Origin of the sequence: Streptomyces sp. SM18, from assembly GCF_002910775.2 — a bacterium.
Classification (GTDB): Bacteria; Actinomycetota; Actinomycetes; order Streptomycetales; family Streptomycetaceae; genus Streptomyces; species Streptomyces halstedii.
Genome location: NZ_CP029342.1, coordinates 1,486,954 through 1,511,588 on the forward strand (window position 1 = coordinate 1,486,954; position 24,635 = coordinate 1,511,588).

Genomic DNA, 24,635 nt, shown 5'->3' on the forward strand with positions numbered 1-24,635 from the left:
GGGGCTCGACGGGACGGGGGGACGGGGGCGTCACGGCTTGCGCACCGCGGGCGCCGGGCATCCGGTGAGGAGCCGGTGTACGGAGTTCCAGGCGGCGGTGTGCGCGGCGGCGACCCGGACGGGACTGTCGTCCAGGAGCCGCAGCCAGGCGCCGCACTCCCGGGGCAGCACGCTCACCCCGTACGTGACGCCGTGGCCGGCCACCGCCTCGTGCAGGGTGTCGGCGATCTCGGTGGCCGGGGCCCGGTCGCTGACGGCGAAGAGTGAGCAGACGTGGTCGTGTCCGGCGAAGACCGCCGGGCCGGTCACGCTGTCGCCGGGCATCCCCGTGTCCGCGCCCAGCCGCAGGGTGTCGACGGCCAGGAGCGTGCCGTCGGGCCGGCTGACGCGGAGGTCGGTCGCGAGCACCCGGTAGTCGTGGCGCTCGCCCCGGGCGAGCCGTCCGGCGGTCACGGTGTCGCCCAGCACGACCGTGGCGCCGGGAGCGACCGTGACCTCGGTGTCCTGGTAGAACCGGGCGTCCGCGAAGGGGATCACGGGGTCCGGGAGGTACTCGACGTACGCGCCCTCGTCCACCGTCAGACGGACGCGCTGGCTGGCGTAGTCGTGCTCCATCCGGAACACCTTGGTGGCGGCCTGGGTGGTCAGGTGCACCTGGGTGCCGGGGCCGCACCGGAAGTCCATCCGGTAGCGGTCGGCCTGGGCGACGCCGGCACCGGTGGCCATCAGGCAGACATAGGTCATGCCGGGCATGGCCGGGTCGGTCCACAGCGGCCGGATGAGCTGGAGCGGTGACTTCTGGTAGCGCTCCACGAGCTCGGTGCGCCCACCCCGCACGGCGAAGGCCAGATCGAGTACGCCGACCTTGGCCGCCGAGCCGGCAGCGAGCGTGTCCGGCACGGACGCCAGCGCCGCCACCTCGGGCGGCAGCCGTACGACGCTGTAGTACCCGGGGTCGAGCCGGTCGGGCCTGGTGCCCGTCGGGGTGGGCGGCACGTCAGATCAGCACCTTGCGGCGCGACTCCAGGAAGCTCGCCACCTCGTCGACTCCCACCCCGGTGAGGCAGTCGGTCAGGACGACCGGGCGGTTCTCGCGGACCCGGTGGGCGTCGGACTCCATGATGCCGAGGTCGGTACGGACGTACTTGGCGATGTCGATCTTGTTGATGACGAGCAGTTCCGACTCGGTGATGCCGGGCCCCCGCTTGCGCGGCATCTTCTCGCCCTCCGCCGTGTCCAGGACGAACACGAAGACGTCGACGAGGGCGGGGCTGAACGTCAGCGTGAGGTTGTCGCCGCCGGACTCGTAGAAGAGGGTGTCCGTGTCGGGGAAGAGCTCCAGCATCTCGGCCCCGGCCGCGAGGTTCATCGTCGGGTCGTCGCGTACGGCGGTGTGCGGACAGGCGCCCGTCTCGACACCGACGACGCGCTGCGGTTCCAGCACACCGTCCAGGGTGCGGCGGATGTGCTGGGCGTCCTCCTGGGTGTAGATGTCGTTGGTGATGACGGACGGGCGGCGGCCGCGCTGGATCATCATCGGCACCAGCGCCTCGATGAGGGCGGTCTTGCCGGATCCGACCGGTCCGCCGATGCCGATGCGCAGTACGTTGTCGTCCATGGTGCTCCCTGGCTGGTGGTGGGGTGGATACGAGGTCAACGGGTGGGCCGACGGGTGGGCCCGCGGTGTTTCAGCTGGCGAAGAGCCGGGCCTCCGCCCGCTCGTGACGGCCCGACATGATGTCGGAGGCGAAGACGGTGGCGCCGACGTCGGCGAGTTCCCGCCGCAGCGCCGCCTCGACGGTCCTCTCGATGACGGGCGTCATGGCGTGCAGCATGGTCTGGGCCCGGCGGTGGTCGGTCAGCCGCAGGCGCAGGGCCGCCCCCGCGAAGCTGGCGCAGAACGCGAACAGGTCGGAGGCGACGGCCTGGCGGACCGGCACACCGGTGGCGGCGTAGACGATCCCGGCCGCCACCGCCTGGGTCCCGGGTACCTCACGGCGTACGACGCGGGCGAAGTACGCGCCGATCTCCGGCCGGTCGTAGACCTCGGCGGCGAGGTCGAGGAGCTGCCTGCCGGTGCGGGTGGCGGCCCGGCGCATCTCCTGCCCGAGCTTGGTGGCGAACAGGTGCTCGTCGACGGCCGCCACGGTTTCCGGCCGCCCCGCCCGGGTGGCGCGGTGGGCGAGGGCGAGCGCGGTGGCGTCGGCCGGGCCGACACCGTGCAGCAGCAGGGACTCCAGCAGGCCGGGCAGGCTGCCGGAGTCGACCGCGCCCGCCTGCGCGAAGCCCTCCAGGCTGTGGGACAGGGTGTAGAAGCCGCTCGGGAAGGCCGAGTCGGTCAGCTGGAGGCTGACCAGCAGCTGACCGAGGGGCGGCTCCCCGGCCCCAGGCCCGGAGCCCGCCCCGGACCCCGCCCCGACCCGGGGGCCGGGGCCGGGGCCCGTGGTGTCGCACTCTTCCTGGTACATCGCGCCTAGACCAGGAAGTACAGGTGGTTGAGGGGGAGTTCCTGGGCCGGGTCGATGGTGGCGACCTTGCCGTTGAGCGTGACCTTGAACGTCTCCGGGTCGACCATGATGTCCGGCAGCGCGCTGTTGCGGACCATGTTGTGCTTGCCGATGGTCCGGGTGCGGCGCACCGGCAGGACCGTGCGTTCCAGGCCGAGTTCGGCCGGGACGCCCGCCGCGATGCCCGCCTGCGACATGAACGTGACGTGGGTGGCCTGCTGCGCCTTGCCGTACTGCCCGAACATCGGACGGTAGATCACCGGCTGCGGGGTGGGGAGCGAGGCGTTGGGGTCGCCCATCTGCGCCCAGGAGATGATGCCGCCCTTGATGACCATCTTGGGCTTGGCGCCGAAGGAGTGGATGGGCCAGAGCACGATGTCGGCGAGCTTGCCCTTCTCGATCGAGCCCACGTGGTCCGCGATGCCGGTGGCGATGGCGGGGTTGATGGTCACCTTGGCGAGGTAGCGCAGGACCCGCTGGTTGTCGTTGCGCTCGGAGTCGCCCTCCAGCACCCCGAGCTTGTCCTTGCAGTGGTGGGCGGTCTGGAAGCAACGGGTGACGGACTCCCCGACCCGGCCCATGGCCTGCGAGTCGGAGGAGAACATGCTGATCACACCGAGGTCGTGCAGCACGGTCTCTGCGGCGATGGTCTCGGCGCGGACGCGGCTGTCGGCGAAGGAGACGTCCTCGGGGATGTCGTGGCTGAGGTGGTGGCAGACCATGACCATGTCCAGCAGCTCGTCCACCGAGTTCTTGGTGTACGGGAGCGTCGGGTTGGTCGAGGAGGGCAGGATGTTCGGCTCGCCGGTCACCCGCAGGATGTCGGGGGCGTGGCCGCCGCCCGCGCCCTCGCTGTGGAAGGTGTGGATGGTGCGGCCGTCGATCGCGGAGCGGGTGTCCTCGAAGAACCCGCTCTCGTTGAGGCTGTCGGTGTGGATGGCGACCTGCACGTCGTGCGCGTCGGCGACGTTCAGGGCGTTGTCGATCACGGCGGGGGTCGCGCCCCAGTCCTCGTGGACCTTCAGGGCACAGGCGCCGGCGACGACCTGCTCGTTGAGGGCCTCCGGCAGGCTGCCGTTGCCCTTGCCCATGATCCCGAGGTTGACCGGGACGCTCTCCGCGGCCTGGAGGAGCCGGGCGATGTTGTACGGGCCCGGCGTGCAGGTGGTGCCGTTGCTGCCGTCGGACGGGCCGGTGCCACCGCCGATGAGGGTGGTGATGCCGTTGGTGAGGGCCTGTTCGGCCTGCTGGGGCGCGATGAGGTGGACGTGGCTGTCGATGGCGCCCGCCGTGGCGATCAGGTGCTCGCCCGCGATGGCCTCGGTACCGGGGCCGATGATGAGGCCGGCGTCGACCCGGTCCTGGGTCTGCGGGTTGCCCGACTTGCCGATCCCGGCGATGAAGCCGTCCTTGATGCCGATGTCGCACTTCACGACACCGACGACGGGGTCGATGACCACCACGTTGGTGATGACGGTGTCGAGGGCCCCCTGGGCGGCGGTGGCCTGCGGGTCGGACGCCATGCCGTCGCGCATGGTCTTGCCGCCGCCGTAGAGGACCTCGTCCCCGTACTGTCCCTCGCTGTAGTCCTTCTCGACCTCGACGACGAGGTTGGTGTCGCCGAGATGGAAGCGGTCACCGACCGTCGGACCGAACATGTCGGTGTACTGCTTGCGCGGCAGGATGGGCATCAGCGCGAACCCTTCTTCTGCTTGGAGTCCTTCGACTTGGCGTCCTTCTGCTTGCCCGCTCTGTCCGGGCTCTCGCCGGCGGTGTCCCCCGCACCGGCGAAGCCCCGCTCGATCGCCTTGCGGACGGCCTCGACCTTGGCCGGGTGCGAGACGAGGCTGCCGTTGAGCAGGCCGCTGAACCCGACGAGGCGTCCGGTGCCCGCGTACTCGCAGAGCTCGACCTCGCGTGTCCCGCCGGGTTCGACGCGTACGGAGGTGCCGGCGGCGATGTTGAGGTGCATGCCCAGCGCCTTCTGCCGGTCGAACGACAGCGCTGAGTTGACCTCGAAGAAGTGGTAGTGGGAGCCGACCTGGATGGCCCGGTCACCGGTGTTCTCGACGGTGAGCCGGACGGTCCGGCGGCCTGCGTTGATCTCGATCGATCCCTCGCCGTACAAGTACTTCTGACGGAAAGTCATGCGGTGCTCCTGGTGACGTGGTCCGCGCCGTGGACATGCGGGTGCGGATGCGGGTGCGAGTGCGTCGGTCCGTGGCTGTGACCACCGTGGGTGTGGTCGTGTCCCTCGCCCGGCGGGTGGGTGTGGGAGTGGCCGTGGTCGTCGGCGGCGGTCAGCCCGGCGGCGATGCCGTCGTCCCCTCGCCCGGTCCAGCGCCGCCGGGCGTCGGCCACCCGCTCGGCGAGGATCCGGGCCAGCGCCGCGCGGGAGAGGAGGGGGCCGGCGGACGCGACCTCGATGCCCGGGGAGCCGGGCACCTCGGGAAGGGGGAACCCGGCGGGCAGCGACGTCACCCGGGACGCGCCGAGCAGCCCGCAGCGCCGTACCCCTTCGGCGGGATCGGGGGCGCCCCCGGTGAACGCGACCTCGACCGGCGGCCGGTCCGCGTAGCCGTGGACCAGCCGGGCGATCCGGTACAGCTCGGCGTCGTCGAACAGCCCGCCGGCCGGGGCCGTGACGAGCAGCGCCGAGGTCCGCGCCGTGCGGTTCGCCGCCGCCCTCAGCCAGCCGATCAGATGCTGGGCCGTGCCGAACGGCTCGGCCAGCAGCGTCCCGGAGGTCTGTACGGCGGGCAGCGCGCGCAGGGTGCGGGCGGTGTCCGCGACGAGCTCCGGGTCCCTGCCCAGGGTCATCGGGACGACGCACGCCCACTCGCCCGAGCGCTTCACCCGGGCCAGGGCGCGGATCAGTTCACGTCCGCCGGGGACGACGAGGACGTCCGGGCCGGCGAGTTCGCCCAGCGCCTCGCCGTCTCCGGCCTCGTGGCCGCGGACGGCCACCACGCGGCAGCGGTCGGCCACGGCTCAGCCGCCGACGGGGTCGTGGCAGGAGACCAGTTTGGTGCCGTCCATGAAGGACGCCTCGACCTGGAGCAGTCCGAGCATCTCCCGTACACCCGGCATGGTGTCCTTCTCGGAGACGATGTGGCGGCCGAGCTCCATGCAGTCGGCGACGCTCTTGCCGTCCCGCGCGGCCTCCAGGATCGCCTCGGTGATCAGCGCGACGGACTCGCTGTAGTTGAGCTTGAGCCCACGCCCCTGGCGTTTGCGGGCCAGGTCGGCCACCACGTACACCAGCAGCTTGTCGATCTCGCGGGGGGCGAGGTTCATCGTCGGTACCTTCCTCAGGATGTCGTCGGGTCGTCGGAGGTGCGGTCGGGGACCGGCGGGTCAGCCGGTCCGGCGCAGACGCGAGAACAGGGGCACGGCGGCCATGAGCGTCCAGGTCGTGAGGATGAAGGGCCAGGTGAAGGTGTGGCCCCCGAAGGGTTTGAACAGGGAGGTCAGTGAGGCCGTGAGACCGGTGGTGGCGGCGGCGCCGACGAGGGCGTACACGCCGTTCCAGACGGTGGGCGTGAGGAAGACCGCGCCGATGGCGATGGCGACCAGGACGGCGTTGTACCCGTAGATGCCCGCGGCGATCTGCGCCGTCGGGGCGCCGAGGGCCCAGGCGGCCACGATGCCCACGATGCTGCCCCCGGCGGCGAACAGGCCGACCCGTACTCCCGCGCAGGCCAGCCCGACGAGCATGATGAGGCCGACGTACCACTCCTCCACCAGGAAGATCTGCGACACGTTGGTGAAGAAGCCGTGCCACAGGTCGTGCCAGGACATGCCGGTGTCACCGGAGGTGGGGTTGACCTGCTTGGGGGCGCCGTGCCAGATCCGTTCGAAGGAGGGGGCTCCGATCACCATGACGCCCGAGACCAGGCAGAACGGCGCGGTGAGCGCGGTCAGGCCGTACGGGCTGAGCAGGGTCGTCAGGGTCGCGGTGAGCAGGGTGGCCATGATCGCCCCGACGACGGCGAGCACGTAGGTGGCGGGGTGGTGGCCGAGGAAGACGACCAGGGCGATGCCGGTGAGGCACCCGCAGTACCCCTGGAGGCCGAGGGCGATGTTCGACCGGTTCACCCCCAGCGCGTAGGCGGTGGCCGTGGAGACCACGGTGCCCAGCGTGGCGAAGAGGCCGACGCGCCAGCCGGCGCTCCACAGCGCGGCGAGGATGAACAGACCGGTCCAGATGAGGGGCTGGAGATCGACCTGCCCCACTCCTCGCACCGAGGCCAGCAGGAAGCCGGAAGGTTCTCTCTTCTGCAGCTTTTCGAGGATGGCCGGTTCGGCGACGGGCACGGGTGACTCCAGCCTTCGGTGAGCACCGGGCCTATGGCCGGCACCCTCACGGGGACCTATGTCGGTGTTTCGGACGTCAGCCCAAGAAGATTGCACTTCACGGGCTTTCGCCCTGTTTTGCTGCGCCATTCAGGCCTCACGGTTCGCCGGGGCCGCGCCCTCCACGAATCGGCTCATTCAGCCCAATACGGTGACGCCATGCTCCAGAAGATGGCTTTGCACACCCATACGCACCCGGATCACCATCCCGGCGTCCAGCGTTCCGTCGTGGCCGCCGTCGCGGTCGGCGGAGCCCTCGGAGCCTGTGCCCGCTACGGCGCCGAGCGGCTGTGGCCCACCGGCGGAACGCACTTTCCCTGGACGATCCTGCTGGTCAACACGGTGGGGTGCTTTCTGATGGGGGTCCTGATGGTGACCCTCAAGCTGCGCTTCCCCGACGCCCCCCGGCTCATCAGCCCGATGCTGGGCACCGGGGTGCTCGGCGGGTTCACGTCGTTCTCGCACTACACGGACGGGGTGCGCCGGCTGTTCGAGGCGGGCCGGCCCGGCTACGCGACCGGCAATCTGCTGCTGACGGTGGTGACGTGCCTGGCGGGGGTGTCCGCGGGCGCCGTGCTGACCCACGTGGTGCTCCGCGGCGGCTACCGCGTACAGGGCGGTACGCGATGACCTGGCTGCTCGTGATCGCGGGGGCGCTCGTCGGGGCGCCGGTGCGCTATCTCCTCGGTGTGGACGCCAAGTACCGTCTCGGCGGCTCCTTCCCGTGGGGCACGCTCGCGGCCAACGCCGCCGCCTGCCTGGTGCTGGGGTTCGTCGCCCGGGGAGCCGTGGACGGGGGGCTGGGGTCGCACGTCCACCTGCTGCTGGCCGCCGGGTTCTGCGGCGCCCTGTCGACCTGGTCGACCTTCTCCTACGAACTCCTGACGCTCACCTCCGCCCGCCGGCTCGCGGTGGCGGCGGGCTACCTGGTGCTCAGCGTCGCAGGAGGCGTCGGGCTCTCGTTCGCCGGGGCGGCGGTGGCGGACGTGGTGTTCTGACCGGTCCGGCCGCGGCGACCGGAGAAATCCGGCTGCCGCGCACCGAGGCCCTGCCGCATGATGCTCCGTATGGATCTCGCATACGCCCGCCGGTTCGCGGCCCGTTGGCAGGACGACTGGAACTCCCACGACCTGGACCGCGTCCTGGCCCACTACGCCGAGGACGTGACCTTCAGTTCGCCGATGATCGCCCGGCTGACCGGCGACGGGGCCGGGACGCTGCACGGCAAGGCGGCGCTGCGCGCCTACTGGTCCACCGGGCTGGAGAAGATCCCCGACCTGGAGTTCGAGGTGATCGACGTCCGGGCGGGCGTCGACGCGCTGGTGATCGACTACCGCAACCAGATCGGCGGCCGGGTGTACGAGGTGCTGACATTCCGGGACGGGCTGATCGTCTCCGGCTTCGGCGCGTACGGCGAGACGCCCGCCGTCTGACGGGCGCCCCTGGTGGTCCGGGACCGGCGCGGGGCCGGTTTCGCGCGGGGGTCCGGGAGCGGGCGGGTCGTGGCAGCGGGCGTGCGGGTCAGGGCCTCACCTCGCCACGGAACAGTCCACCGCCTCGGCGTCCTCGGAGAGTTCGCTGCCCTCGGGGAGCAGGTAGGTCACCCACAGCACCACGGGTTCGCTGCCCAGGTTGCGCCCGACGTGCCGGTGGTCCGTCCCGGCCGGTTCTATGAAGGTCGTACCGGCGGGTGACACCTCGACCGAGCAGTCGTCGAGGGTCCGGGTCAGCGTCCCGGCCTTGACGACGGCGATCAGCTGCCCGCGGTGGGTGTGCCAGCCGGTCGAGCCGCCGGGCCGCACGGTGATCTCCCGGACGGTCACGTCCGTACGGCCCTTGGGTGTCCTCACCTTCAGCTTGCCCTGGGACGTGCCCTCGGCGACGACGGTGGCGCTCACACCGCTGCCCGGTGTCGCGACGGCCGCCGCCGGCACCAGGCCGAGGGCCGCCGCGCAGACAGCCACGGGCAGGAGGCGGCGCGCCGTCCTCCACCGCCCCCGGCCCGTCTCCCGCTTCGCTCCCGGACCGTTCGCCCATACCATCGCGCCGAACCTCATGGACAACTCCCTCACCGCTCGCACCGCGTGAACGGCCATACGCTACGCGTGAGTTGAGCGGAGGTCACCAGGGAGCGGCTACCCGAGGCCCCGGATCTCGTCGGCCAGGGCGCTCTCTCCGCGCACCTCGATCCGGCCGTCCGCGACGGCCTTGGCCAGGGTGCTCTCGCCGCGCCCCAGGGCCAGGCAGACGTCCGCGCCGAGGACGAGGCGGACGTCGGCGTCCACGGCCGGACCGTAGCCGTACACCTCCGCACCGGGGAGGCCCTTCCCCACGCGGAGGTGGAACTCCCCTTCGTCCAGGCGTACTTCCACGGTCCCGGAGCAGGTGAGCCGCTCCATGGCGCGCAGCAGGGGCAGGGCGAACCAGTGGGCGCGCACCGCGTCGGTGGGACGGCGTTCGGCGAGGGCGGGGGCGCCCCAGCGGGCGAGCGCGGTGAGGACGGGCAGGAGGCCCCGGCCGTGCTCGGTGAGTTCGTAGACCGAGGCGGCGGCGGGCGGGGGCAGCCTGCGGCGTACGGCCAGGCCGCCCTGCTCCATGTCCTTGAGCCGGGAGGCCAGCACATCCGTGCTGACGCCGGGCAGGTCGGCGTGGAGATCGGTGTAGCGGCGGGGGCCCGCCAGCAGTTCACGGACGATCAGCAGCGTCCACCGGTCCCCCACGGAGTCGAGGGCTCGGGCGGTGGCGCAGAACTGGTCGTAACTCCGGCGGCGGGCAGGGCGTGTCGCTGGCTGCGGCTGACGTGGCATGCGACGCAGTCTAGACATGTTGTTGGACTTTCCAAGCCCGAGCTTGGTAAAACCAAGTATCGCAATTCGGGTTGGGGAGGCACGCATGGAGTTCCGGCAGTCCAGCAAGCTCGACGAGGTCTGTTATGAGATCCGGGGCCCGGTCATCGAACAGGCCAACGCGCTGGAGGAGGCGGGCCACAGCGTGCTGCGCCTCAACACGGGCAATCCGGCGCTCTTCGGCTTCGAGGCCCCCGAGGAGATCGTCCAGGACATGATCCGGATGCTTCCCCAGGCGCACGGCTACACCGATTCGCGCGGCATCCTGTCCGCCCGCCGCGCGGTGGCGCAGCGCTACCAGGCGATGGGGCTGACCGAGGCCGGGGTGGACGACGTCTTCCTGGGCAACGGGGTCTCCGAGCTGATCTCCATGGCCGTGCAGGCGCTCCTGGAGGACGGCGACGAGGTCCTGATCCCGAGCCCCGACTATCCGCTGTGGACCGCCGTGACCACGCTCGCGGGCGGCAAGGCCGTGCACTACACCTGCGACGAGGGCGCGGACTGGAATCCGGACCTCGCGGACATGGCGTCGAAGATCACCGACCGCACCCGGGCCGTGGTCATCATCAACCCGAACAACCCGACCGGCGCCGTCTACCCCCGGGAGGTCCTCGACGGGATCCTCGACCTGGCGCGCCGTCACGGGCTGATGGTCTTCGCGGACGAGATCTACGACCAGATCCTCTACGACGACGCCGAGCACCACCCGGTGTCGGTGCTGGCGCCGGATCTGCTCTGCCTGACCTTCAGCGGGCTGTCCAAGACGTACCGCGTGGCCGGATTCCGTTCCGGGTGGATGGTGGTGTCGGGGCCGCGGCAGCACGCCCGCGGCTATCTGGAGGGGCTGACCACGCTGGCCTCGATGCGGCTGTGCCCCAACGCGCCCGCCCAGTACGCGATCCAGGCCGCGCTCGGCGGCCGCCAGTCGATCCGGGAGCTCGTCGCCCCGGGAGGCAGGCTGCGTGAGCAGCGTGACCGGGCCTGGGAGCGGCTGAACGAGATTCCCGGGGTGTCGTGCGTGAAGCCGAAGGGCGCGCTGTACGCGTTCCCGCGCATCGACCCGCAGGTGCACGCCATCGTGGACGACGAACGGTTCGTCCTGGACCTGTTGCTGCGGGAGAAGATCCAGGTGGTGCAGGGCACCGGCTTCAACTGGGCGCGCCCGGACCACTTCCGGATCCTGACCCTGCCCCACGCCGACGATCTCGACGCGGCGATCAGCCGTATCGGCCGCTTCCTGAACGGGTACCGCCAGTGATCTGCGTGACCTGCCACGTCCCCGTCGGCACCCAGTTCGCCACGCCGGAGCTGGTGGGCGCGATCGTGGAGGGCGGTCTCGATCCCGCCGAGGATCCCGGCTGGGCGGACTCCGGCGCGGCCTCACCGGCGGAGTACGCCCGCTGGGCGGGTCATCTGTGCGGGATGACCTGCCTGCGCATGGCGCTCGGCGCCGGGGCACCGCCCCTGTTCGCCCTGCGGGACGGGGCGTTGGCGTACGGCGCGTACACCGAGGACCCCGACGGGGCGATCAGGGGGCTCGTCTACGCGCCGTTCGCCCGGTACGCGAGCGAGGCGCACGGGCTCGACGCGGTCGTGCACCGGGAGCTGTCCCCCACCGGGCTGCTCGGCCTGCTGGACGCGGGGCGGAGCGTCATGGCCTCGGTGCACTACGGGATCCGCCGTCCGGAGCGGCCGGCTGCCGGCCGGGGCGGGCATCTGGTGCTGGTGACGTCCCGTACGGCGAACGGGGAGGGGGTGCACTTCCACAACCCCTCGGGGACGACGGCGGACACCCGGGCGGCGGAGCTGCCGTGGGCGGTGTTCGAGCCCTTCTTCGCGGGCCGGGGGGTGTCACTGCCGGGCGCGCCCGCCGACCGCCCCGCGGGGGTGTGACGGCCGTACGGGGCGACCGTTTTCCCGGCAGGCGGGGGCGTCCGCCCTGTCTCAGCGCCGGCTGATCCTGCGGGCCGCGATGTGCACCCCGGCCGCGACGACCGGGAAGAGCAGTGCCCCGGTGGCGGCCGACCGGCCCCCGCGCACGGGGACCCCGGAGGACGCCAGGCGCCGCAGCGCGTGGACCGTGTACGGGATGACGACGAGGGGGGCGGTGACGGCACCGGGGGTGTAGCCGCGGTAGGCCGCGGACTGCGCCAGGTGGACCATCCCGTGCACCCCGAATCCCAGCACGCAGGTCTGGAAGAACGGGCTGCGGCCCCCGGTACGGGCACCGGCCGCCGACGCCGCGGCGACCACCCCGCCCATCAGGCCGACAGCGGTGTTCACCTCCCGCTGCCGCCGCCAGACGCCCTCCGGCACCTTCGGGAAGCGTGCCCGGAGCCGGGGCCGGGCCTCGGCGGCCCACCGGGCCATCGTGGCCAGCTCCTCCGCGTCGTGCACCGCCCAGGCGGCGAACAGCCCCCAGGTCACCGCACCGGACAACACCTTTCCGGCCATCCCCGCCCCCTCGTGCCGCCCACGCCACATATGCAACGCAACGTTGCGTCGCATACGCACTGTAGGACGCTGTGCCAGGATGCACAACGCCACGTCGCGTCGCTTTTCCGGAGCCCTGGAGCCGTCATGACCACCCCGACCCCGGTCTCTCCCCCGCCGTCGCCCCCACCTGCCTCCCGGCGCCCCGGCACCGGTCCCCGCGCCGCCGGGGCGATCCAGGAGGCGGCGCTGCGCCTGCTCGCCGAGCGCGGATACACCGGCCTCACCATCGAGGCCGTCGCCCGGCGGGCGGGCGTGAACAAGACGACGATCTACCGGTGGTGGCCCTCGAAGCCCGCCCTGCTGCGGGCGGCCCTGCTGGACGGCGCGCTGCTCGACGTCGAGGTCCCCGACACGGGCTCGCTGCGCGGCGACCTGGTCGCGCTGACCGACCAGGTCGTCGGACTGCTCACCGGGCCGGGCACGGAGTCCGTCGTCCGCGCGATGACCTCGGGAAGCGGTGCGCCCGACGACGAACTGGCGCTGCTCGCACGGGACTTCTTCGCCGACCGGTTCTCGCGCGAGCAACCCGTCTTCAGCCGCGCGGCCGGACGCGGTGAGCTGCGTCCGGGCGTGGACCCCATGCTGCTGCTGGACCTGATGGCCGGCGCGGTCTGGGTGCGGGCCGTGCTCCGCCGCGCACCGTTGCCGGCGGGCTTCGCGGCGGAGGTGGTCGACGCCGTCCTGCCCGCATTCGCTACTGTTCCGCCGCCGGACACAAACGTCTGACGGCCGGGGCGGGGACCGCCCGGCGGCAGCGAACAGGGGGACAGCCGACATGCGTGCGCCGATACGTCGTTTCACCGCCACCGGGCCAGGTGACCAGGTCTTCACGGTGAACATCGAACGGGACTTCCGGTACGAGCCGTACCGCGACTTCGTCGTCTGCGCGCACTGCGGCTGGTCGCCCCCGCTGCTCACGATGCGGCGGCTCGACGCCATGGCCTGGGAACACCTGGCCTCCGCGCACGGCGCCGAGCGGGGGATGTCCCAGCAGGAGGACGAGTCGTTCCGCAAGGCCCGCCGGGTGGTGCTGCCGCTGTGCGCGGTGCTGGTCGTCGTGCTGCTGGTGTACTTCCAGAAGTGAGGGAGCGCGGGAGCGGGACCCGCGGCCGGTTCGGGCCGGTGCGGATCAGCCGCGCAGCGCGGTGAGCGCGCCCACGGGGTCGGTGTCCGGCGTGGCGCGGGGCCACCAGTCGTCCTGGCCCGGGTCGGATTCGTATCCGTACCAGCGGCCGTCGTGGCCGAAGCGGAGCTGGAGGGTGCCGCTGGGGTCGGTGAGGCGGTTGCGCCCGGGCTGGTAGCGGGGGAAGCCCGCCGCCGCGAGGGCGGGCCGGGCCCGGTCGAACGGTCCGGCCGGCGGGTCCCAGGCGTTCTCCAGGACCTCCAGTCCCTGGGCGCCGCCCTGCCGCCAGGCGGCGACGGCACGGGCCAGGTCGGTGGTGTTGCGGCCGGTGGCGAAGGCGAGCTCACGGTAGAGCGCCCGGGTGGTGGCGGTGAGCCCGGCGGTGGGGCGGGACGCGGCGATGCGCACGGCGTCCTGCCATGTGCCGAGTCCGGCGAGCGGGTCCGCGCCCGTGGTCAGGAGGGCGTGGGCGCGGGCCGCCGCGTCGGTGGCGAGGTGGTCGAGTCCGAGCGGGTCACGGGCGCCGGGCAGCTCCGGGTAGGCCGGTGGCGCGCCGGGGTGCGGGGGCACGGGCAGCGGCGCGGGGAGCGGGGGCAGGTACCGGTCGGCGAGGGCCTCCTCGGCCGCCACCGACGGTACGGCGGGAGCGGCGGGCCGCTCGCGGGCGGAGTGCTCGGCGTTGCGGCGGCCGAGTTCGTCGAGGAGTTCGCGCTCCCCCCTGCCGCGCATCAGCAGCAGCACGAACGGGTCGCTGTCCAGCAGCCGTGCCGTCTGGAAGCAGAGCGCCGCCACGTGCTTGCAGGGCCATCCACGGTCCGGGCAGGAGCAGTCGGGGTCCAGGTCGCCGGCGGCGGGCAGCAGCCGGATGCCGGTCTCCCCCGCCGTGTCGACCAGGGAGTGCGGCATCTCCTTGTCCAGCAGCGCCGACAGATGTCCGGGCCGTGCCGCGACGGCGTCCAGGAACGTGTCCCAGTCGGACGCCGTGAACGTACGCAGCCGCAGTTCCGCGCGGTAGGGGCGGGGGCGGCTGCCGTGGACGTAGGCGATGACCCGGCCGGGGGTCACGGTGACGGCCGCGACATGGCCGCCGTCGGCGTACACACGGCCACGGGCGAGACGGCCCTCGTCCATCGACAGGGCCTCCAGGGCGTCCACCCAGGCCCGTCCCCACCAGCTGTCCGCGAAGGGCGCGTGGGCGTCCGGCGTCCGGGCGGGCACCGCGTCGAAGGTACGCCGCAGATCGTCGGGGCCGGGGCGGGCCGCGGGGCTCATGACGTCCTCCGCAGCGAGACGAGGTCGGCCAGGTCGCGGTCGCTGAGCTCGGTGAGCGCGGCCTCGCCGGAGCCCAGCACGGCGTCGGCGAGGGCCCGCTTGGACGCGAGCAGCTCACCGATCCGGTCCTCGACGGTGCCTTCGGCGATCAGCCGGTGGACCTGCACGGGCTGGGTCTGGCCGATGCGGTACGCCCGGTCGGTGGCCTGCTCCTCGACCGCCGGGTTCCACCAGCGGTCGTAGTGGATCACATGGGCGGCACGGGTGAGGTTGAGTCCGGTGCCCGCCGCCTTGAGGGAGAGGAGGAAGACGGGGACCTCGGCGGACTGGAAGCGGTCCACCATGCGTTCCCGTTCGGCCACCGGGGTGCCGCCGTGCAGCAGTTGGGAGGGCACGGCGCGGGAGGCGAGGTGGGCGGCGAGCAGCCGGGCCATCGAGACGTACTGGGTGAAGATCAGGACGGAGCTGTCCTCGGCGAGGATCGTGTCGAGGAGTTCGTCGAGGAGGGCGAGCTTCCCGGAGCGCCCGGCGAGCCGTGTGGGCTCCTCCTTCAGGTACTGCGCGGGGTGGTTGCAGATCTGCTTGAGCGAACCGAGCAGCTTCATGATCAGACCGCGGCGGGCGATGCCCTCGGACTGCTCGATGAAGGCCATCGTCTCGCGCACGGCGGCCTCGTAGAGGGTGGCCTGTTCCCGGGTGAGGAAGACCGGGTGGTCGGTCTCGGTCTTCGGCGGCAGCTCGGGGGCGATGCCCGGGTCGGACTTCTTGCGGCGTAGCAGGAAGGGGCGCACCAGCCGGGAGAGCCGCTCCACCGCCTCGTCGTTGCCCAGACCGGCGGCGGTGCCGGTGTTCTCCACGATCCGGGCGTGCCGGGCCCGGAACGCCTTGAGGGGTCCGAGCAGTCCGGGGGTGGTCCAGTCGAGCAGGGCCCAGAGCTCGGAGAGGTTGTTCTCGACGGGCGTGCCGGTCAGCGCGACCCGGGCGGGTGCCGGGATGGTGCGCAGTGCCCGCGCCGTGGAGGAGTGCGGGTTCTTGACGTGCTGCGCCTCGTCGGCGACGACCAGCCCCCAGGTGTGCGCGGCGAGTTGTCCGGCGCTGGAGCGCATCGTGCCGTACGTCGTGAGGACGAAGCCGGGTCCGGTGCCGGACAGGTCCCGGTCGGTGCCGTGGAAGCGGCGTACGGGGACGCCGGGGGCGAAACGGTTGATCTCGCGGTGCCAGTTGCCGAGGAGGGAGGCGGGACAGACGACCAGGGTGGGCGCGGTGTGCGCGCGGTGCAGATGGAGGGCGATGACGGTGATGGTCTTGCCCAGTCCCATGTCGTCGGCCAGGCAGCCCCCGAGGCCGAGCGAGGTCATCCGGTCCAGCCAGGCCAGGCCGCGCAGTTGGTAGTCGCGGAGCGTGGCGTCGAGGCCGGGCGGCGGCGGAAGGGTGGCGTCCTCGTCGAGGACGCGGGCGCGCAGCACCGCGAGCGCGCCCTCGGGGACGGCGTCCACCTGCTCGCCGTCGACCTCGGCGCTGCCGGTGAGCGCGACGGCGAGCGCGTCGACCGGGTCCAGCAGCCCGAGCTCCCGCTTGCGCGCCTTGCGTACGAGCGCGGGGTCCACGACGACCCACTGGTCACGCAGGCGCACGATCGGCCGGTGGGCCTCGGCCAGGGTGTCCATCTCGGCCTCGGTGAGCCGGTCCTCCCCCAGTGAGAGCTGCCAGTCGAACGCGAAGAGCTGTTCGGCGTCGAAGAACGAGGTGCCGTCGGTCGCCGAGCCGGGCGCCGGGCGGACGACCGCGGCGGCGGTGAGCGAGCGGGCCAGCTCCCGGGGCCAGTGCACGGTGACGCCGGCCGCGGCGAGCCTCGGTCCGGCGTCCGCGATCAGCTCGTACAGCTCGTCCTCGGTGAGAGCGAGGACGTCGGGGACGGGCTGTTCCAGGAGACGCTCCAGCGGGGGCCAGACGCGGGCGGCCCGGCGCAGGGCGAGCACCGCGTCGATCCGGGCCCTCGGCCCGAAAGGCTCCCCCGCCCGGCCGTCCCACAGGGCGGCCGCGTCGGTGACGTACGTCGGATCGGCCAGGCTGTGCACCTGGGTGACAGCCGCGGCCGCGTGACGCGTGGCCGCCGGGTCCTTGCGCGTGTCCCGCTCCCGCCCGGCACGTTCGGCGCCAGGCGTGTCCCCGTCCCGTGCACGGCCCTCGGTCCCGGCGCCGTGCGTGTCCCGGTCCTGTTCGCCGTCCCCGGGGTCCTTCCCGGAGCCGCCCGAGCTGTCGAAGAGCTCGTACGCCGAGAGGTCGAGCCGGAGCGAGACCCGCACGCCCGCGTCGAGCCCCGAGGCCACCTCGACGGCCCAGGCGCGGGCCCCGGACATGTCCTGCGCCTCACGGGCGGCGAACGGCGCTCCCATCGCGGGGGCGGCGGCCGGGGTGCGCGGCAGGGTGTCGGCGACCGCGTCGAGGAAGGAGCCGATCAGGGCCCGTGGCTCGGGCAGCCGCAGGGGGGTGCCGTCCAGGGGGACCGCATGGCCCTCCGACGGCATCGCGGCGGCGACCGCCCGGAGGTGGGCGATGTCCTCCGCGTCACGCGGCCCGGCGCGCCAGGCGTCGTGGTCCTCCGCCGTGATCCCGGGGAGCAGCCTGCCGCGGGCCACCAGGGTGAGGGCGTGCAGGGCCGCCGCGCCCCACGCGCGGGTGGCGGGGTGGGCGGACGCCCGGTGCCGGGCCTCCGCGAGCAGGGGGAGGGCGTCGGTCACGGAGACCAGCAGGGCGGGGACCGTCCGGCGCCGGGCTCCGTCCGCGCCGTGGCGGGTGACCACGGTCAGTTCGGTGACGGAGGGCTCCCGCGCGCCCGTGCCGGGCGGCGCGCCGCCGGTGAACGGCTCGGCCGCGAACGGGCCGCCGTCCGCGCCGGTGAAGTCGGCCCCGCCCTCGGGGTCCCAGAAGGCGATCCGGCCGTCCCGGGGCAGCGCGGCGGGGAGGAAGACCGCGGCGCACCGCAGCAGCCGGTCGGCCGCCTCGCCCCGCATCCGCCGCACCGCGCCCACCGCCCCTCCCACCTGGATCCCGTCCGTGTTCTCTCTGTGTTCTCCCTGTCCCGGCGAGTCTAGGCGGGGGGTCTGACAGGCCTCCGCCCCGCCCGTGTTCTGCGGGCGGGGCGGGGGCGGGGGCCGGGACGGGGGGCCGGGACGGGTGGCCGGGACGTCAGGTCTACGTACGGTCCGGTCCGTCCCGCCCGTCCGGCCCGTCCGTCGTCCGGTCCCCTCCGCGTACCGGTCCCGGCTCGGGGTCGGGGCCGTCCGGCTCGTACGAGGGGATGGTGTCGGGTTCGAACGGCGGCACCGCGTCGGGGTCGAACGGCGGAATGCCCTCCGGCTCACGCTCCGGCACGACCGGTTCGGAGCCGGCCGGGCCCGGCTCGCCGGGGGCCGGTCCGGCGGGACCGGGGGCCGACTGGTCAGGGGCCGACGGATCCGGTACGAGCGGGCCGGTCAGGAGCGGATCGGGCGCGAGCGGATCCGAGGACGGCGTATCCGTCGTACCCGAGGTGAGCGGGTCCGGGGCGCCGGGCTCCGCGGGCGCCCCGCCGGGTGACGGGGGCGTGGGTCCCTGGCCCTGCGGCGATCCCTGCGGCATCTGCGCGCGTTCCAGGAAGCGGAGCAGCTCGACCGGGAACGGCAGCACCAGGGTGGAGTTCTTCTCGGCCGCGACGGCGACCATCGTCTGCAACAGCCGCAGTTGCAGCGCCGCGGGCTGCCTGGACATCTGCTGGGCCGCCTCGGACAGCTTCTTCGACGCCTGGAGCTCCGCGTCGGCGTTGATGACCCTCGCGCGGCGCTCCCGGTCGGCCTCGGCCTGCCGGGCCATGGAGCGCTTCATGGTCTCGGGCAGCGACACGTCCTTGATCTCCACCCGGTCGATCTGCACACCCCAGCCGACGGCGGGGCTGTCGATCATCAGCTCCAGGCCCTCGTTGAGCTTCTCCCGGTTCGAGAGCAGGTCGTCGAGGTCGCTCTTGCCGATGATCGACCGCAGGGACGTCTGCGCCATCTGGGAGACGGCGAACTGGTAGTCCTCCACCTGGATCACGGCGCTCGCCGCGTCCACCACCTTGAAGTAGATGACCGCGTCCACCCGGACCGTCACGTTGTCCCGGGTGATGCCGTCCTGGGCGGGGACCGGCATCGTCACGATCTGCATGTTCACCTTGTGCAGCCGGTCCACCATCGGAATGATCATGGTGAACCCCGGATCGCGCACCCGGTCGTGCAGGCGGCCGAGCCGGAGCACCACTCCTCGTTCGTACTGTTTGACCACCCGGGCGGCGGCCAGTCCGTACACCACCACGGCCGCGATCACCACCACGACTGCGATCACCAGTTCCTGGACCATCACGGCCCCCTGATCCCGGGCGCCTCGCGGGCACCCATTCACATTGGCGTCATTTCGGCTGTTACCACGGTATGCCCGGCATGCGCATCCGTCGAACCACTGTCCGGGTGCCGTGGAGCCCGGCCGGACGCGCACCGGATGCCGGGGCCGGGGGGAGGGGGCAGGGTGGCCAGCGCCAGCACGTCTCTGTGACGTACCGATGAGCCGGACGAGCAGACGAGGACCCGCCCATGTCCGTCACCGCGACCGCCACCGTTTCCCGCCGCCGGCGCCGTACCGGATCCGTTGCCGGCGCGGTCCTGCTCATCCTCGCCCTCGCGGGCTGTTCCGGACTCGGGCGCACCGCGGTGGGGCCGGTCACCTACACCACGGAACGCGACCAGGTGGTGAGCACGAACAGCCCGTCCGTGAAGGGCTGCCACCGGATGGCGGAGGCGGGCGCGCAGGAGGTCGTCAACGGCACGCTGATCGACATGATCCTCTACACCACCCCCGACTGCACCGGTGGCGGGACCATCTACGTGCCCACGACCGTCACCGACGTGAAGGCGCCGCCCAGCCCGCCGTGGCTCAGTTACCGGTTCGTCCACTGACCGGTCCGGGCCCTGCCGCCCGCCCGGCGCGGCGGCACGGCCCGCCGCGGGGTCCGCTCCCCGCGCTTCCGTTTCCGTACGGCACGGGGCGGGGCCATGATGGACAGGAGGCGATGCCGATGCGTACCGGAAATGAACCGTCCACCGCCCGCAGTCCCCTGCGGATGCGACTCTGGCTGAGTATCTGGGGTACGGCCTGGGCCACGTTCGGGCTGATCGCCTTCCTGGTGGCGGAGCGTCCTGGCTGGGCGGCGGCCTGCGGGGTGCTCCTGCTGATCACGGTCACCGACTTCTTCCTGGTCATCCGCCGTATGCGCCAGGGCCCGCGCTACCAGCCGGGCCGGGACGTGCCGCCGTACGACCCCGAGGACCCGGCTCCGCCGCACGAGGGCGAAGACCACCCGCACGATGCCGAAGGCCGGCCGCGCGGTCCGGGGGACGAGGACGACGGGCCGCCTTCCGGGGGGCGCGGGCGGTAGTGCGCCCACCCGCGCGCGTACCCCCAGGTCAGGGGCGGTCGTCGAAGCGGGCCGCGCGGAGGTGTTCCGGCTTGGGGTCCAGCGCGGCGGCCAGCCGGAAGTGCCGGGTCGCCCGCTCGGGGCGGCCCGCGCGCTCGAAGGTGCGGGCCAGCGCGAAGTGCGCGAAGGCGTTGTCCGGCTCGCGCTCCAGGACCAGCTCGAATTCGAGTTCGGCCGGGCGGAGCTGTGCGGCGGCGAAGAAGGCACGGGCCCGCAGCAGCCGGGCCGCCGTGTTCTCCGGGTGAGCCGCGATCACCGAGTCCAGCAGCTTGACCGCGCCGCGCGGGTCCCTGGCGGCGAGCAGTTGCTCCGCCGCCCGGAAGTCGATGACATGTGTCTGCGGATCGTTCTCGGGCACGACCTGTCCTTCCCCTCGCCTGTCCGCCCGACAACGCCCGGCCCGAACCAGATATTCCGGGAATCGGTCCGGGCGTCGCGAGCGCGGCGGGCTCTTCGGCGGGGCCTCTCGGTGACCGGTGGGGCTCTCGGTGACCGGCGGCGGGGGTCTTCGGTGGACGGCGCGTGCCGGGTCTCCTACCGGGTGGCGCGCGCGGTCAGGTCCGCCCAGATCCGGCGGACCTGGGGTTCCAGGTCGTCCAGCGGGCCGTCGTTGTCGACGACGAGATCCGCGACGGCGAGACGCTGCTCGCGGGTGGCCTGCGCGGCCATGCGGGCTCGGGCGTCCCGCTCCGTCATGCCGCGCAGCCGTACCAGCCGGTCGAGCTGGGTCCCGGGGGCGGCGTCCACCACCACGACCAGGTCGTAGAGCGGGGCGAGGCCGTTCTCCGCGAGGAGCGGGACGTCGTGGACGACGATCGCGTCCGGTCCGGCGGCCCGTTCCAGCTCGGCCGAACGCGCCGCGACCAGCGGGTGCACCAGGGCGTTGAGCGCGGCCAGGCGGTCGGGGTCCGCGAACACGATCGCGCCCAGGGCCGGCCGGTCCAAGGTGCCGTCCGCCGCGAGGATGCCCGGACCGAAGGTCTCCACGACCGACGCGAGGCCCGGCGTCCCGGGTTCGACGACCTCGCGCGCGATCCGGTCGGCGTCGACCAGCACGGCTCCGCAGCGCACGAGCAGCCGGGACACTTCACTCTTGCCGGCACCGATCCCACCGGTCAGGCCCACTTTCAGCATGCGGTGAGCCTAACGGCCCGAGGAGACACCCTGTCAGGAGTCGCCCTCCCGTTCCGCGAGAAAGCGTTCGAATTCGCGGCCGATCTCGTCCGCGGACGGCAGATCGACCGGTTCCGCGACGAGGTTGCCCCGGCTCTCGGAGCCCGCGACCGCGTCGTACTGGTGCTCCAGCCCTTCGACGAGCGCGACCAGTTCCTCGTCGCCCTGGCCGATCTGCCGCTCGATCTCCGTCTGGGTCCGGTGCGCCTCGGTACGCAGGGTGTGGGCCACGCTCGGCAGGACCAGGCCGGTCGCCGCCGTGATCGCTTCGAGCGCGGTGAGGGCGGCGTCCGGATAGGCGGACCGGGCGACGTAGTGCGGCACATGGGCCGCCACGCCGAGCACGTCGTGGCCGGCCTCCATCAGCCGGTACTCGACGAGCGCCTCGGCCGAGCCGGGGACCTGTGCCTCCTCGAACGGGCTGCGGTGTCCGGCCACCAGGTCGGTGCGGTTGCCGTGCGGGGTGATGCCGACGGGGCGGGTGTGCGGGACGCCCATCGGGATGCCGTGGAAGTTGACCGCGAGGCGGACACCGAGGCGCTCGACGATCTGCTCGACGGCCTTGGCGAACCGCTCCCACTCCACGTCGGGCTCGGGCCCGGACAGCAGCAGGAACGGCGCCCCCGTGACGTCCTGGACGACCTTGACGTCCAGGGTCGGCGTCTCGAAGGCGGTCCAGCGGTCGCGGCGGAAGGTGAGCAGGGGGCGGCGCGCGCGGTAGTCCACGAGCCGGTCGTGGTCGAAGCGGGCCACGACCTGGTGCGGCAGGGATTCCAGCAGGCCGTCGACGATCTGTTCGCCGGTCTCACCCGCGTCGATGTATCCGTCGAAGTGGTAGAGCATGACCAGGCCGGCCGACTCCTGGGCGAGCGCCATGTCGACGACGGCCAGGCCCTCGGGCTCCCATTCGTACAAACTCTGCGGATCAGGCACGGTTACCGCTCCTCCTTGTGTTCCCCGACAAGAACACACCGCTCGCCCCCGGCATTCCCGGCCGTACCCGGGTTACGCACCGTCAGGTGCACGGCGGCGCCGGGCCCTCCTCGGCCGTCGCGCGGCACGCCCGCCGCCACGTGGACCGGTCTACTGCGGTCCGGGACGGTTCAGACCGGCCGGAACCGAGCAGGCGCTAGGGATGGACTCCTTTCCGCGAACCCCGATCACACCGTCCGGGCCCACGGGCCGGGACCGGTCCACCACGACCACCCGAGGGGGCCGCCGGCCGGGCCGGTACGTCCTGGCCTCGGTCGCGGCCGTCTCGGTCGCCCTCGTGACGGCGGGCTGCCAGGGCGGTACCACCTCGGCCGAACCGGCGGGCGCGAGCCGGTCCGTGTCCGCCGGTGCCGCGTCCGACACGCCGAGCCCGTCCGACGGCTTCCCCACCACGGCCGGCTCCCCCACCGCTTCGCCGCCCGCCGCCCCGTCGGACCCCTCCGCGTCGGAGTCCGCCGCTCCGGCCGGCCCGCACCGGTGCGCGGCCGACGAACTGACGATGAGCCTGAAACAGGCCGACTCGGGCGCGGGCCAGGTCTACTACCGGCTCACCCTCGTGAACACGTCCGACGGGGCCTGCGCGCTGCACGGCTTCCCCGGGGTCTCCCTCATCAAGCGGGACGGCGGGGTGATCGGCGCTCCGGCCGAGCGCGAGGGCCCCGCGCTGCCGCAGAAGGTCATCCAGCCCGGCAAGACGGCGGAGGTCACCCTGCACACCGCCAACCAGGGGGTCAGCGACTCCCCCTGCTGGGACCGGCCCGACTACCTCAAGGTCTACCCGCCCGGCTCCAAGGACGCCCTGACCCTGCGCACGGCCCAGCCCCAGATCTGCGCCGACCGCTTCACGACGACGGCGATCGGCTGACGGGCGGGCGCGGCGGGCGGGCGCGCACCGGCCCACCGCCCGTGTCGGCTCGGGCGGGGAGAAGCCGTCCGGCCGGGGCGGACCCCGCTCCTGCCGGACGACTCGGCACCGTCCGCCCCGGCGCGGCTCGGGTCGGCTCGGTCCGACACCGCTCGGGACAGGTCCGACGGCGCGGGATCCGCCTCGGGCCGACCCGAACAGGCCTGGCCCGCACGGCACCTCACGGCGGATCAGGACGAGTACGGGACGGCGCGGAGCCACTGCGGTCGTCCGACGCCGAAGGCCGCCTCGCCGTGGCCCGCGTCGGTGCCCCGCTCGCGCATCGTCCGGAGTCCTTGCCCCGGACCCCTCCTAGGCAATGGTCCAGACCTTGACATGCCCACAACCCCGCCCTACCGTCACCGAGCAGCCGATTCAGAGCCTCGCTCCCGGTTCAGGTACGCGAACCACCTCCCGGGCCTCCGGCACCCCTCCGACGGGAAGGCACCCCCCATGCGCACCCGCACCCCGCTCCTCGCCCTGCTGACCGCGGCGCTGGCCGCCGGTGTTCTGCCCCTGGCCTCCGCCGGCGGTGCCCAGGCGGCCACGGTCACCGAGGTCTCCACCGCGGCCCAGCTCAAGGCGGCGCTCGCCGCCGTGGCGCCCGGCGACACGATCCGGCTCGCCGACGGCACGTACACCGGCAACTTCAAGGCGACGGTCCCGGCGACGGCCTCCGCCCGGATCACCCTCACCGGTTCCGAGCGGGCGGTGCTGACGGCGGGCGGCGGCTACGGGCTGCATCTGAACGGCGCGTCCCACTGGACCGTGTACGGCGTCACCGTCACGGGGGGCCAGAAGGGCATCGTGGCCGACGCGGCGACCGGGGTCGTCATCGACTCGGTGACCGTCCACGACCTGGACATGGAGGGCGTCCACTTCCGCACGTCGAGCCGGGACGGCGTCATCCGGAACTCCCGGATCTACGACACCGGGCACGACGGGCGCGGTATGGGTGAGGGCGTGTACGTCGGCTCGGCGGGCACTCTGACCGACCGGAGCGACAACGTGCGGATCCTGGACAACGTCATCGGACCGGGCGTGGGCGGCGAGAACGTCGACATCAAGGAAGGCACCACCGGCACCCGGGTCATCGGCAACACCTTCGACGGCGGCGGGCTGACGGGCGCCAACTACGACGATTCCTGGGTCGATGTGAAGGGGAACGACGTGCTGGTGGAGAACAACCGGGGCGTACGCACCACGAACAACGGCTACGAGACGCACACCCAGCAGAGCGGCTGGGGCTGCGGCACGGTCTTCCGGGGCAACGTCTCGGACCTGACCGGGGCGACGGGCGACAAGCGGCTCGCCGTCAACGTCACCAATCTGAGCGCGAGTTGCCCCACCACCGTGTACAGCAGCAACACGGTCACCGGCGGCAACGGGCTGACGAACATCGCCGTGACGCCCTGAGCCGTCCGCTTCCGCCCTGACGTGCGCGGAGGAGGCCCCCCGCCCCGCCCCGGGACATACG

Annotated in this window: 28 protein-coding genes; 11 read left to right on the forward strand and 17 right to left on the reverse strand. The window is 72.9% G+C overall.

What is annotated here, in order from left to right:
* Window positions 1–30 precede the first annotated feature (30 nt).
* From B9S64_RS06580 to B9S64_RS06615, 8 genes are all read right to left on the reverse strand, one after another.
* Window positions 31–996 carry an urease accessory protein UreD gene (locus B9S64_RS06580; protein ID WP_103489171.1) on the reverse strand — a complete coding sequence of 322 codons (966 nt, stop codon included), beginning with the start codon at window positions 994–996 and terminating at the stop codon, window positions 31–33.
* Window position 997: 1 nt separating this feature from the next.
* The gene (gene ureG / locus B9S64_RS06585; RefSeq protein ID WP_103489172.1) at window positions 998–1,618 is read right to left on the reverse strand and encodes an urease accessory protein UreG; all 621 of its coding nucleotides are present in this window, start codon (window positions 1,616–1,618) and stop codon (window positions 998–1,000) included.
* 70 nt (window positions 1,619–1,688) lie between these two features.
* Window positions 1,689–2,468, reverse strand: coding sequence for an urease accessory protein UreF (locus B9S64_RS06590; RefSeq protein ID WP_093527590.1), 780 nt, complete (start codon window positions 2,466–2,468; stop codon window positions 1,689–1,691).
* Window positions 2,469–2,473: 5 nt separating this feature from the next.
* Window positions 2,474–4,198, reverse strand: a complete 1,725-nt coding sequence (gene ureC, locus B9S64_RS06595; RefSeq protein ID WP_093527592.1) for an urease subunit alpha — start codon at window positions 4,196–4,198, stop codon at window positions 2,474–2,476.
* Window positions 4,198–4,656: an urease subunit beta gene (locus B9S64_RS06600; protein ID WP_037876197.1), complete on the reverse strand. Its 459-nt coding sequence runs from the start codon at window positions 4,654–4,656 to the stop codon at window positions 4,198–4,200. The genes ureC and B9S64_RS06600 overlap by 1 nt, the downstream gene beginning before the upstream one ends.
* Window positions 4,653–5,495 carry a cobalamin biosynthesis protein CbiX gene (locus tag B9S64_RS06605; protein ID WP_103489173.1) on the reverse strand — a complete coding sequence of 281 codons (843 nt, stop codon included), beginning with the start codon at window positions 5,493–5,495 and terminating at the stop codon, window positions 4,653–4,655. Before B9S64_RS06605 ends, B9S64_RS06600 begins: the two co-directional genes overlap by 4 nt.
* Before the next feature lie 3 nt (window positions 5,496–5,498).
* Entirely contained in the window at window positions 5,499–5,804 is a 306-nt protein-coding gene (locus tag B9S64_RS06610) for an urease subunit gamma (protein ID WP_028440286.1), read from the reverse strand.
* A 60-nt stretch (window positions 5,805–5,864) separates the two neighbouring features.
* Complete coding sequence (locus B9S64_RS06615; protein ID WP_103489174.1) at window positions 5,865–6,824, reverse strand: urea transporter; 960 nt, start codon at window positions 6,822–6,824, stop codon at window positions 5,865–5,867.
* 198 nt (window positions 6,825–7,022) lie between these two features.
* Between B9S64_RS06615 and B9S64_RS06620 the strand changes: the two genes are divergently transcribed.
* From B9S64_RS06620 to B9S64_RS06630, 3 genes are all read left to right on the forward strand, one after another.
* Window positions 7,023–7,493 (forward strand): CrcB family protein, encoded by a 471-nt coding sequence (locus B9S64_RS06620; RefSeq protein WP_103489175.1) that lies wholly within the window; start codon window positions 7,023–7,025, stop codon window positions 7,491–7,493.
* Window positions 7,490–7,861 (forward strand): CrcB family protein, encoded by a 372-nt coding sequence (locus tag B9S64_RS06625; protein WP_103489176.1) that lies wholly within the window; start codon window positions 7,490–7,492, stop codon window positions 7,859–7,861. The genes B9S64_RS06620 and B9S64_RS06625 overlap by 4 nt, the downstream gene beginning before the upstream one ends.
* A gap of 69 nt (window positions 7,862–7,930) precedes the next feature.
* The gene (locus tag B9S64_RS06630) at window positions 7,931–8,296 is read left to right on the forward strand and encodes a nuclear transport factor 2 family protein (RefSeq protein ID WP_103489183.1); all 366 of its coding nucleotides are present in this window, start codon (window positions 7,931–7,933) and stop codon (window positions 8,294–8,296) included.
* Between the two features lie 96 nt (window positions 8,297–8,392).
* Here the strand turns inward: B9S64_RS06630 and B9S64_RS06635 are convergent, their stop codons facing one another.
* Both B9S64_RS06635 and B9S64_RS06640 read right to left on the reverse strand, forming a co-directional pair.
* Window positions 8,393–8,920 carry a cupin domain-containing protein gene (locus B9S64_RS06635; RefSeq protein WP_103489177.1) on the reverse strand — a complete coding sequence of 176 codons (528 nt, stop codon included), beginning with the start codon at window positions 8,918–8,920 and terminating at the stop codon, window positions 8,393–8,395.
* Between the two features lie 78 nt (window positions 8,921–8,998).
* Window positions 8,999–9,670 (reverse strand): helix-turn-helix domain-containing protein, encoded by a 672-nt coding sequence (locus B9S64_RS06640; RefSeq protein WP_258037709.1) that lies wholly within the window; start codon window positions 9,668–9,670, stop codon window positions 8,999–9,001.
* An 85-nt stretch (window positions 9,671–9,755) separates the two neighbouring features.
* On the opposite strand from B9S64_RS06640, the gene B9S64_RS06645 reads away from it, so the two are divergent.
* Together B9S64_RS06645 and B9S64_RS06650 are read left to right on the forward strand one after the other, a co-directional pair.
* Window positions 9,756–10,967 carry a pyridoxal phosphate-dependent aminotransferase gene (locus tag B9S64_RS06645; protein ID WP_103489179.1) on the forward strand — a complete coding sequence of 404 codons (1,212 nt, stop codon included), beginning with the start codon at window positions 9,756–9,758 and terminating at the stop codon, window positions 10,965–10,967.
* A 5-nt stretch (window positions 10,968–10,972) separates the two neighbouring features.
* Window positions 10,973–11,602, forward strand: a complete 630-nt coding sequence (locus tag B9S64_RS06650) for a peptidase (protein ID WP_181012143.1) — start codon at window positions 10,973–10,975, stop codon at window positions 11,600–11,602.
* Window positions 11,603–11,653: 51 nt separating this feature from the next.
* Here the strand turns inward: B9S64_RS06650 and B9S64_RS06655 are convergent, their stop codons facing one another.
* Window positions 11,654–12,163 (reverse strand): HXXEE domain-containing protein, encoded by a 510-nt coding sequence (locus tag B9S64_RS06655; protein ID WP_258037711.1) that lies wholly within the window; start codon window positions 12,161–12,163, stop codon window positions 11,654–11,656.
* A 126-nt stretch (window positions 12,164–12,289) separates the two neighbouring features.
* Between B9S64_RS06655 and B9S64_RS06660 the strand changes: the two genes are divergently transcribed.
* Together B9S64_RS06660 and B9S64_RS06665 are read left to right on the forward strand one after the other, a co-directional pair.
* A complete protein-coding gene (locus B9S64_RS06660) occupies window positions 12,290–12,931 on the forward strand; it encodes a TetR/AcrR family transcriptional regulator (protein ID WP_103489181.1) in 642 nt (213 codons plus the stop codon).
* A 49-nt stretch (window positions 12,932–12,980) separates the two neighbouring features.
* Complete coding sequence (locus B9S64_RS06665) at window positions 12,981–13,289, forward strand: hypothetical protein (RefSeq protein ID WP_103489182.1); 309 nt, start codon at window positions 12,981–12,983, stop codon at window positions 13,287–13,289.
* 45 nt (window positions 13,290–13,334) lie between these two features.
* Here B9S64_RS06665 and B9S64_RS06670 read toward each other — a convergent pair whose 3' ends face one another.
* From B9S64_RS06670 to B9S64_RS06680, 3 genes are all read right to left on the reverse strand, one after another.
* Window positions 13,335–14,600, reverse strand: coding sequence for an SWIM zinc finger family protein (locus B9S64_RS06670; protein ID WP_103504991.1), 1,266 nt, complete (start codon window positions 14,598–14,600; stop codon window positions 13,335–13,337).
* A complete protein-coding gene (locus B9S64_RS06675; protein WP_109492211.1) occupies window positions 14,597–17,614 on the reverse strand; it encodes a DEAD/DEAH box helicase in 3,018 nt (1,005 codons plus the stop codon). The genes B9S64_RS06670 and B9S64_RS06675 overlap by 4 nt, the downstream gene beginning before the upstream one ends.
* A 181-nt stretch (window positions 17,615–17,795) precedes the next feature.
* Window positions 17,796–18,977: a slipin family protein gene (locus B9S64_RS06680; RefSeq protein ID WP_103489750.1), complete on the reverse strand. Its 1,182-nt coding sequence runs from the start codon at window positions 18,975–18,977 to the stop codon at window positions 17,796–17,798.
* A gap of 230 nt (window positions 18,978–19,207) precedes the next feature.
* On the opposite strand from B9S64_RS06680, the gene B9S64_RS06685 reads away from it, so the two are divergent.
* The gene (locus tag B9S64_RS06685; protein WP_103489749.1) at window positions 19,208–19,570 is read left to right on the forward strand and encodes a hypothetical protein; all 363 of its coding nucleotides are present in this window, start codon (window positions 19,208–19,210) and stop codon (window positions 19,568–19,570) included.
* Window positions 19,571–19,689: 119 nt separating this feature from the next.
* Window positions 19,690–20,049 (forward strand): DUF6343 family protein, encoded by a 360-nt coding sequence (locus B9S64_RS06690; RefSeq protein WP_181012184.1) that lies wholly within the window; start codon window positions 19,690–19,692, stop codon window positions 20,047–20,049.
* 28 nt (window positions 20,050–20,077) lie between these two features.
* On the opposite strand, the gene B9S64_RS06695 is transcribed toward B9S64_RS06690, so the two are convergent.
* The 3 genes from B9S64_RS06695 to B9S64_RS06705 all read right to left on the reverse strand — a co-directional run bounded on the left by B9S64_RS06695 (window position 20,078) and on the right by B9S64_RS06705 (window position 22,194).
* Window positions 20,078–20,446, reverse strand: a complete 369-nt coding sequence (locus tag B9S64_RS06695; RefSeq protein ID WP_037876219.1) for a tetratricopeptide repeat protein — start codon at window positions 20,444–20,446, stop codon at window positions 20,078–20,080.
* 176 nt (window positions 20,447–20,622) lie between these two features.
* Window positions 20,623–21,222: a dephospho-CoA kinase gene (gene coaE, locus B9S64_RS06700; protein WP_103489747.1), complete on the reverse strand. Its 600-nt coding sequence runs from the start codon at window positions 21,220–21,222 to the stop codon at window positions 20,623–20,625.
* Between the two features lie 33 nt (window positions 21,223–21,255).
* Window positions 21,256–22,194 (reverse strand): PAC2 family protein, encoded by a 939-nt coding sequence (locus tag B9S64_RS06705; RefSeq protein ID WP_103489746.1) that lies wholly within the window; start codon window positions 22,192–22,194, stop codon window positions 21,256–21,258.
* Between the two features lie 202 nt (window positions 22,195–22,396).
* Here B9S64_RS06705 and B9S64_RS06710 point away from each other — a divergent pair, with 202 nt between their 5' ends.
* Both B9S64_RS06710 and B9S64_RS06715 read left to right on the forward strand, forming a co-directional pair.
* Window positions 22,397–23,119: a DUF4232 domain-containing protein gene (locus B9S64_RS06710; protein ID WP_103489745.1), complete on the forward strand. Its 723-nt coding sequence runs from the start codon at window positions 22,397–22,399 to the stop codon at window positions 23,117–23,119.
* A 492-nt stretch (window positions 23,120–23,611) separates the two neighbouring features.
* Entirely contained in the window at window positions 23,612–24,574 is a 963-nt protein-coding gene (locus B9S64_RS06715; protein WP_103489744.1) for a right-handed parallel beta-helix repeat-containing protein, read from the forward strand.
* Window positions 24,575–24,635: the final 61 nt, after the last annotated feature.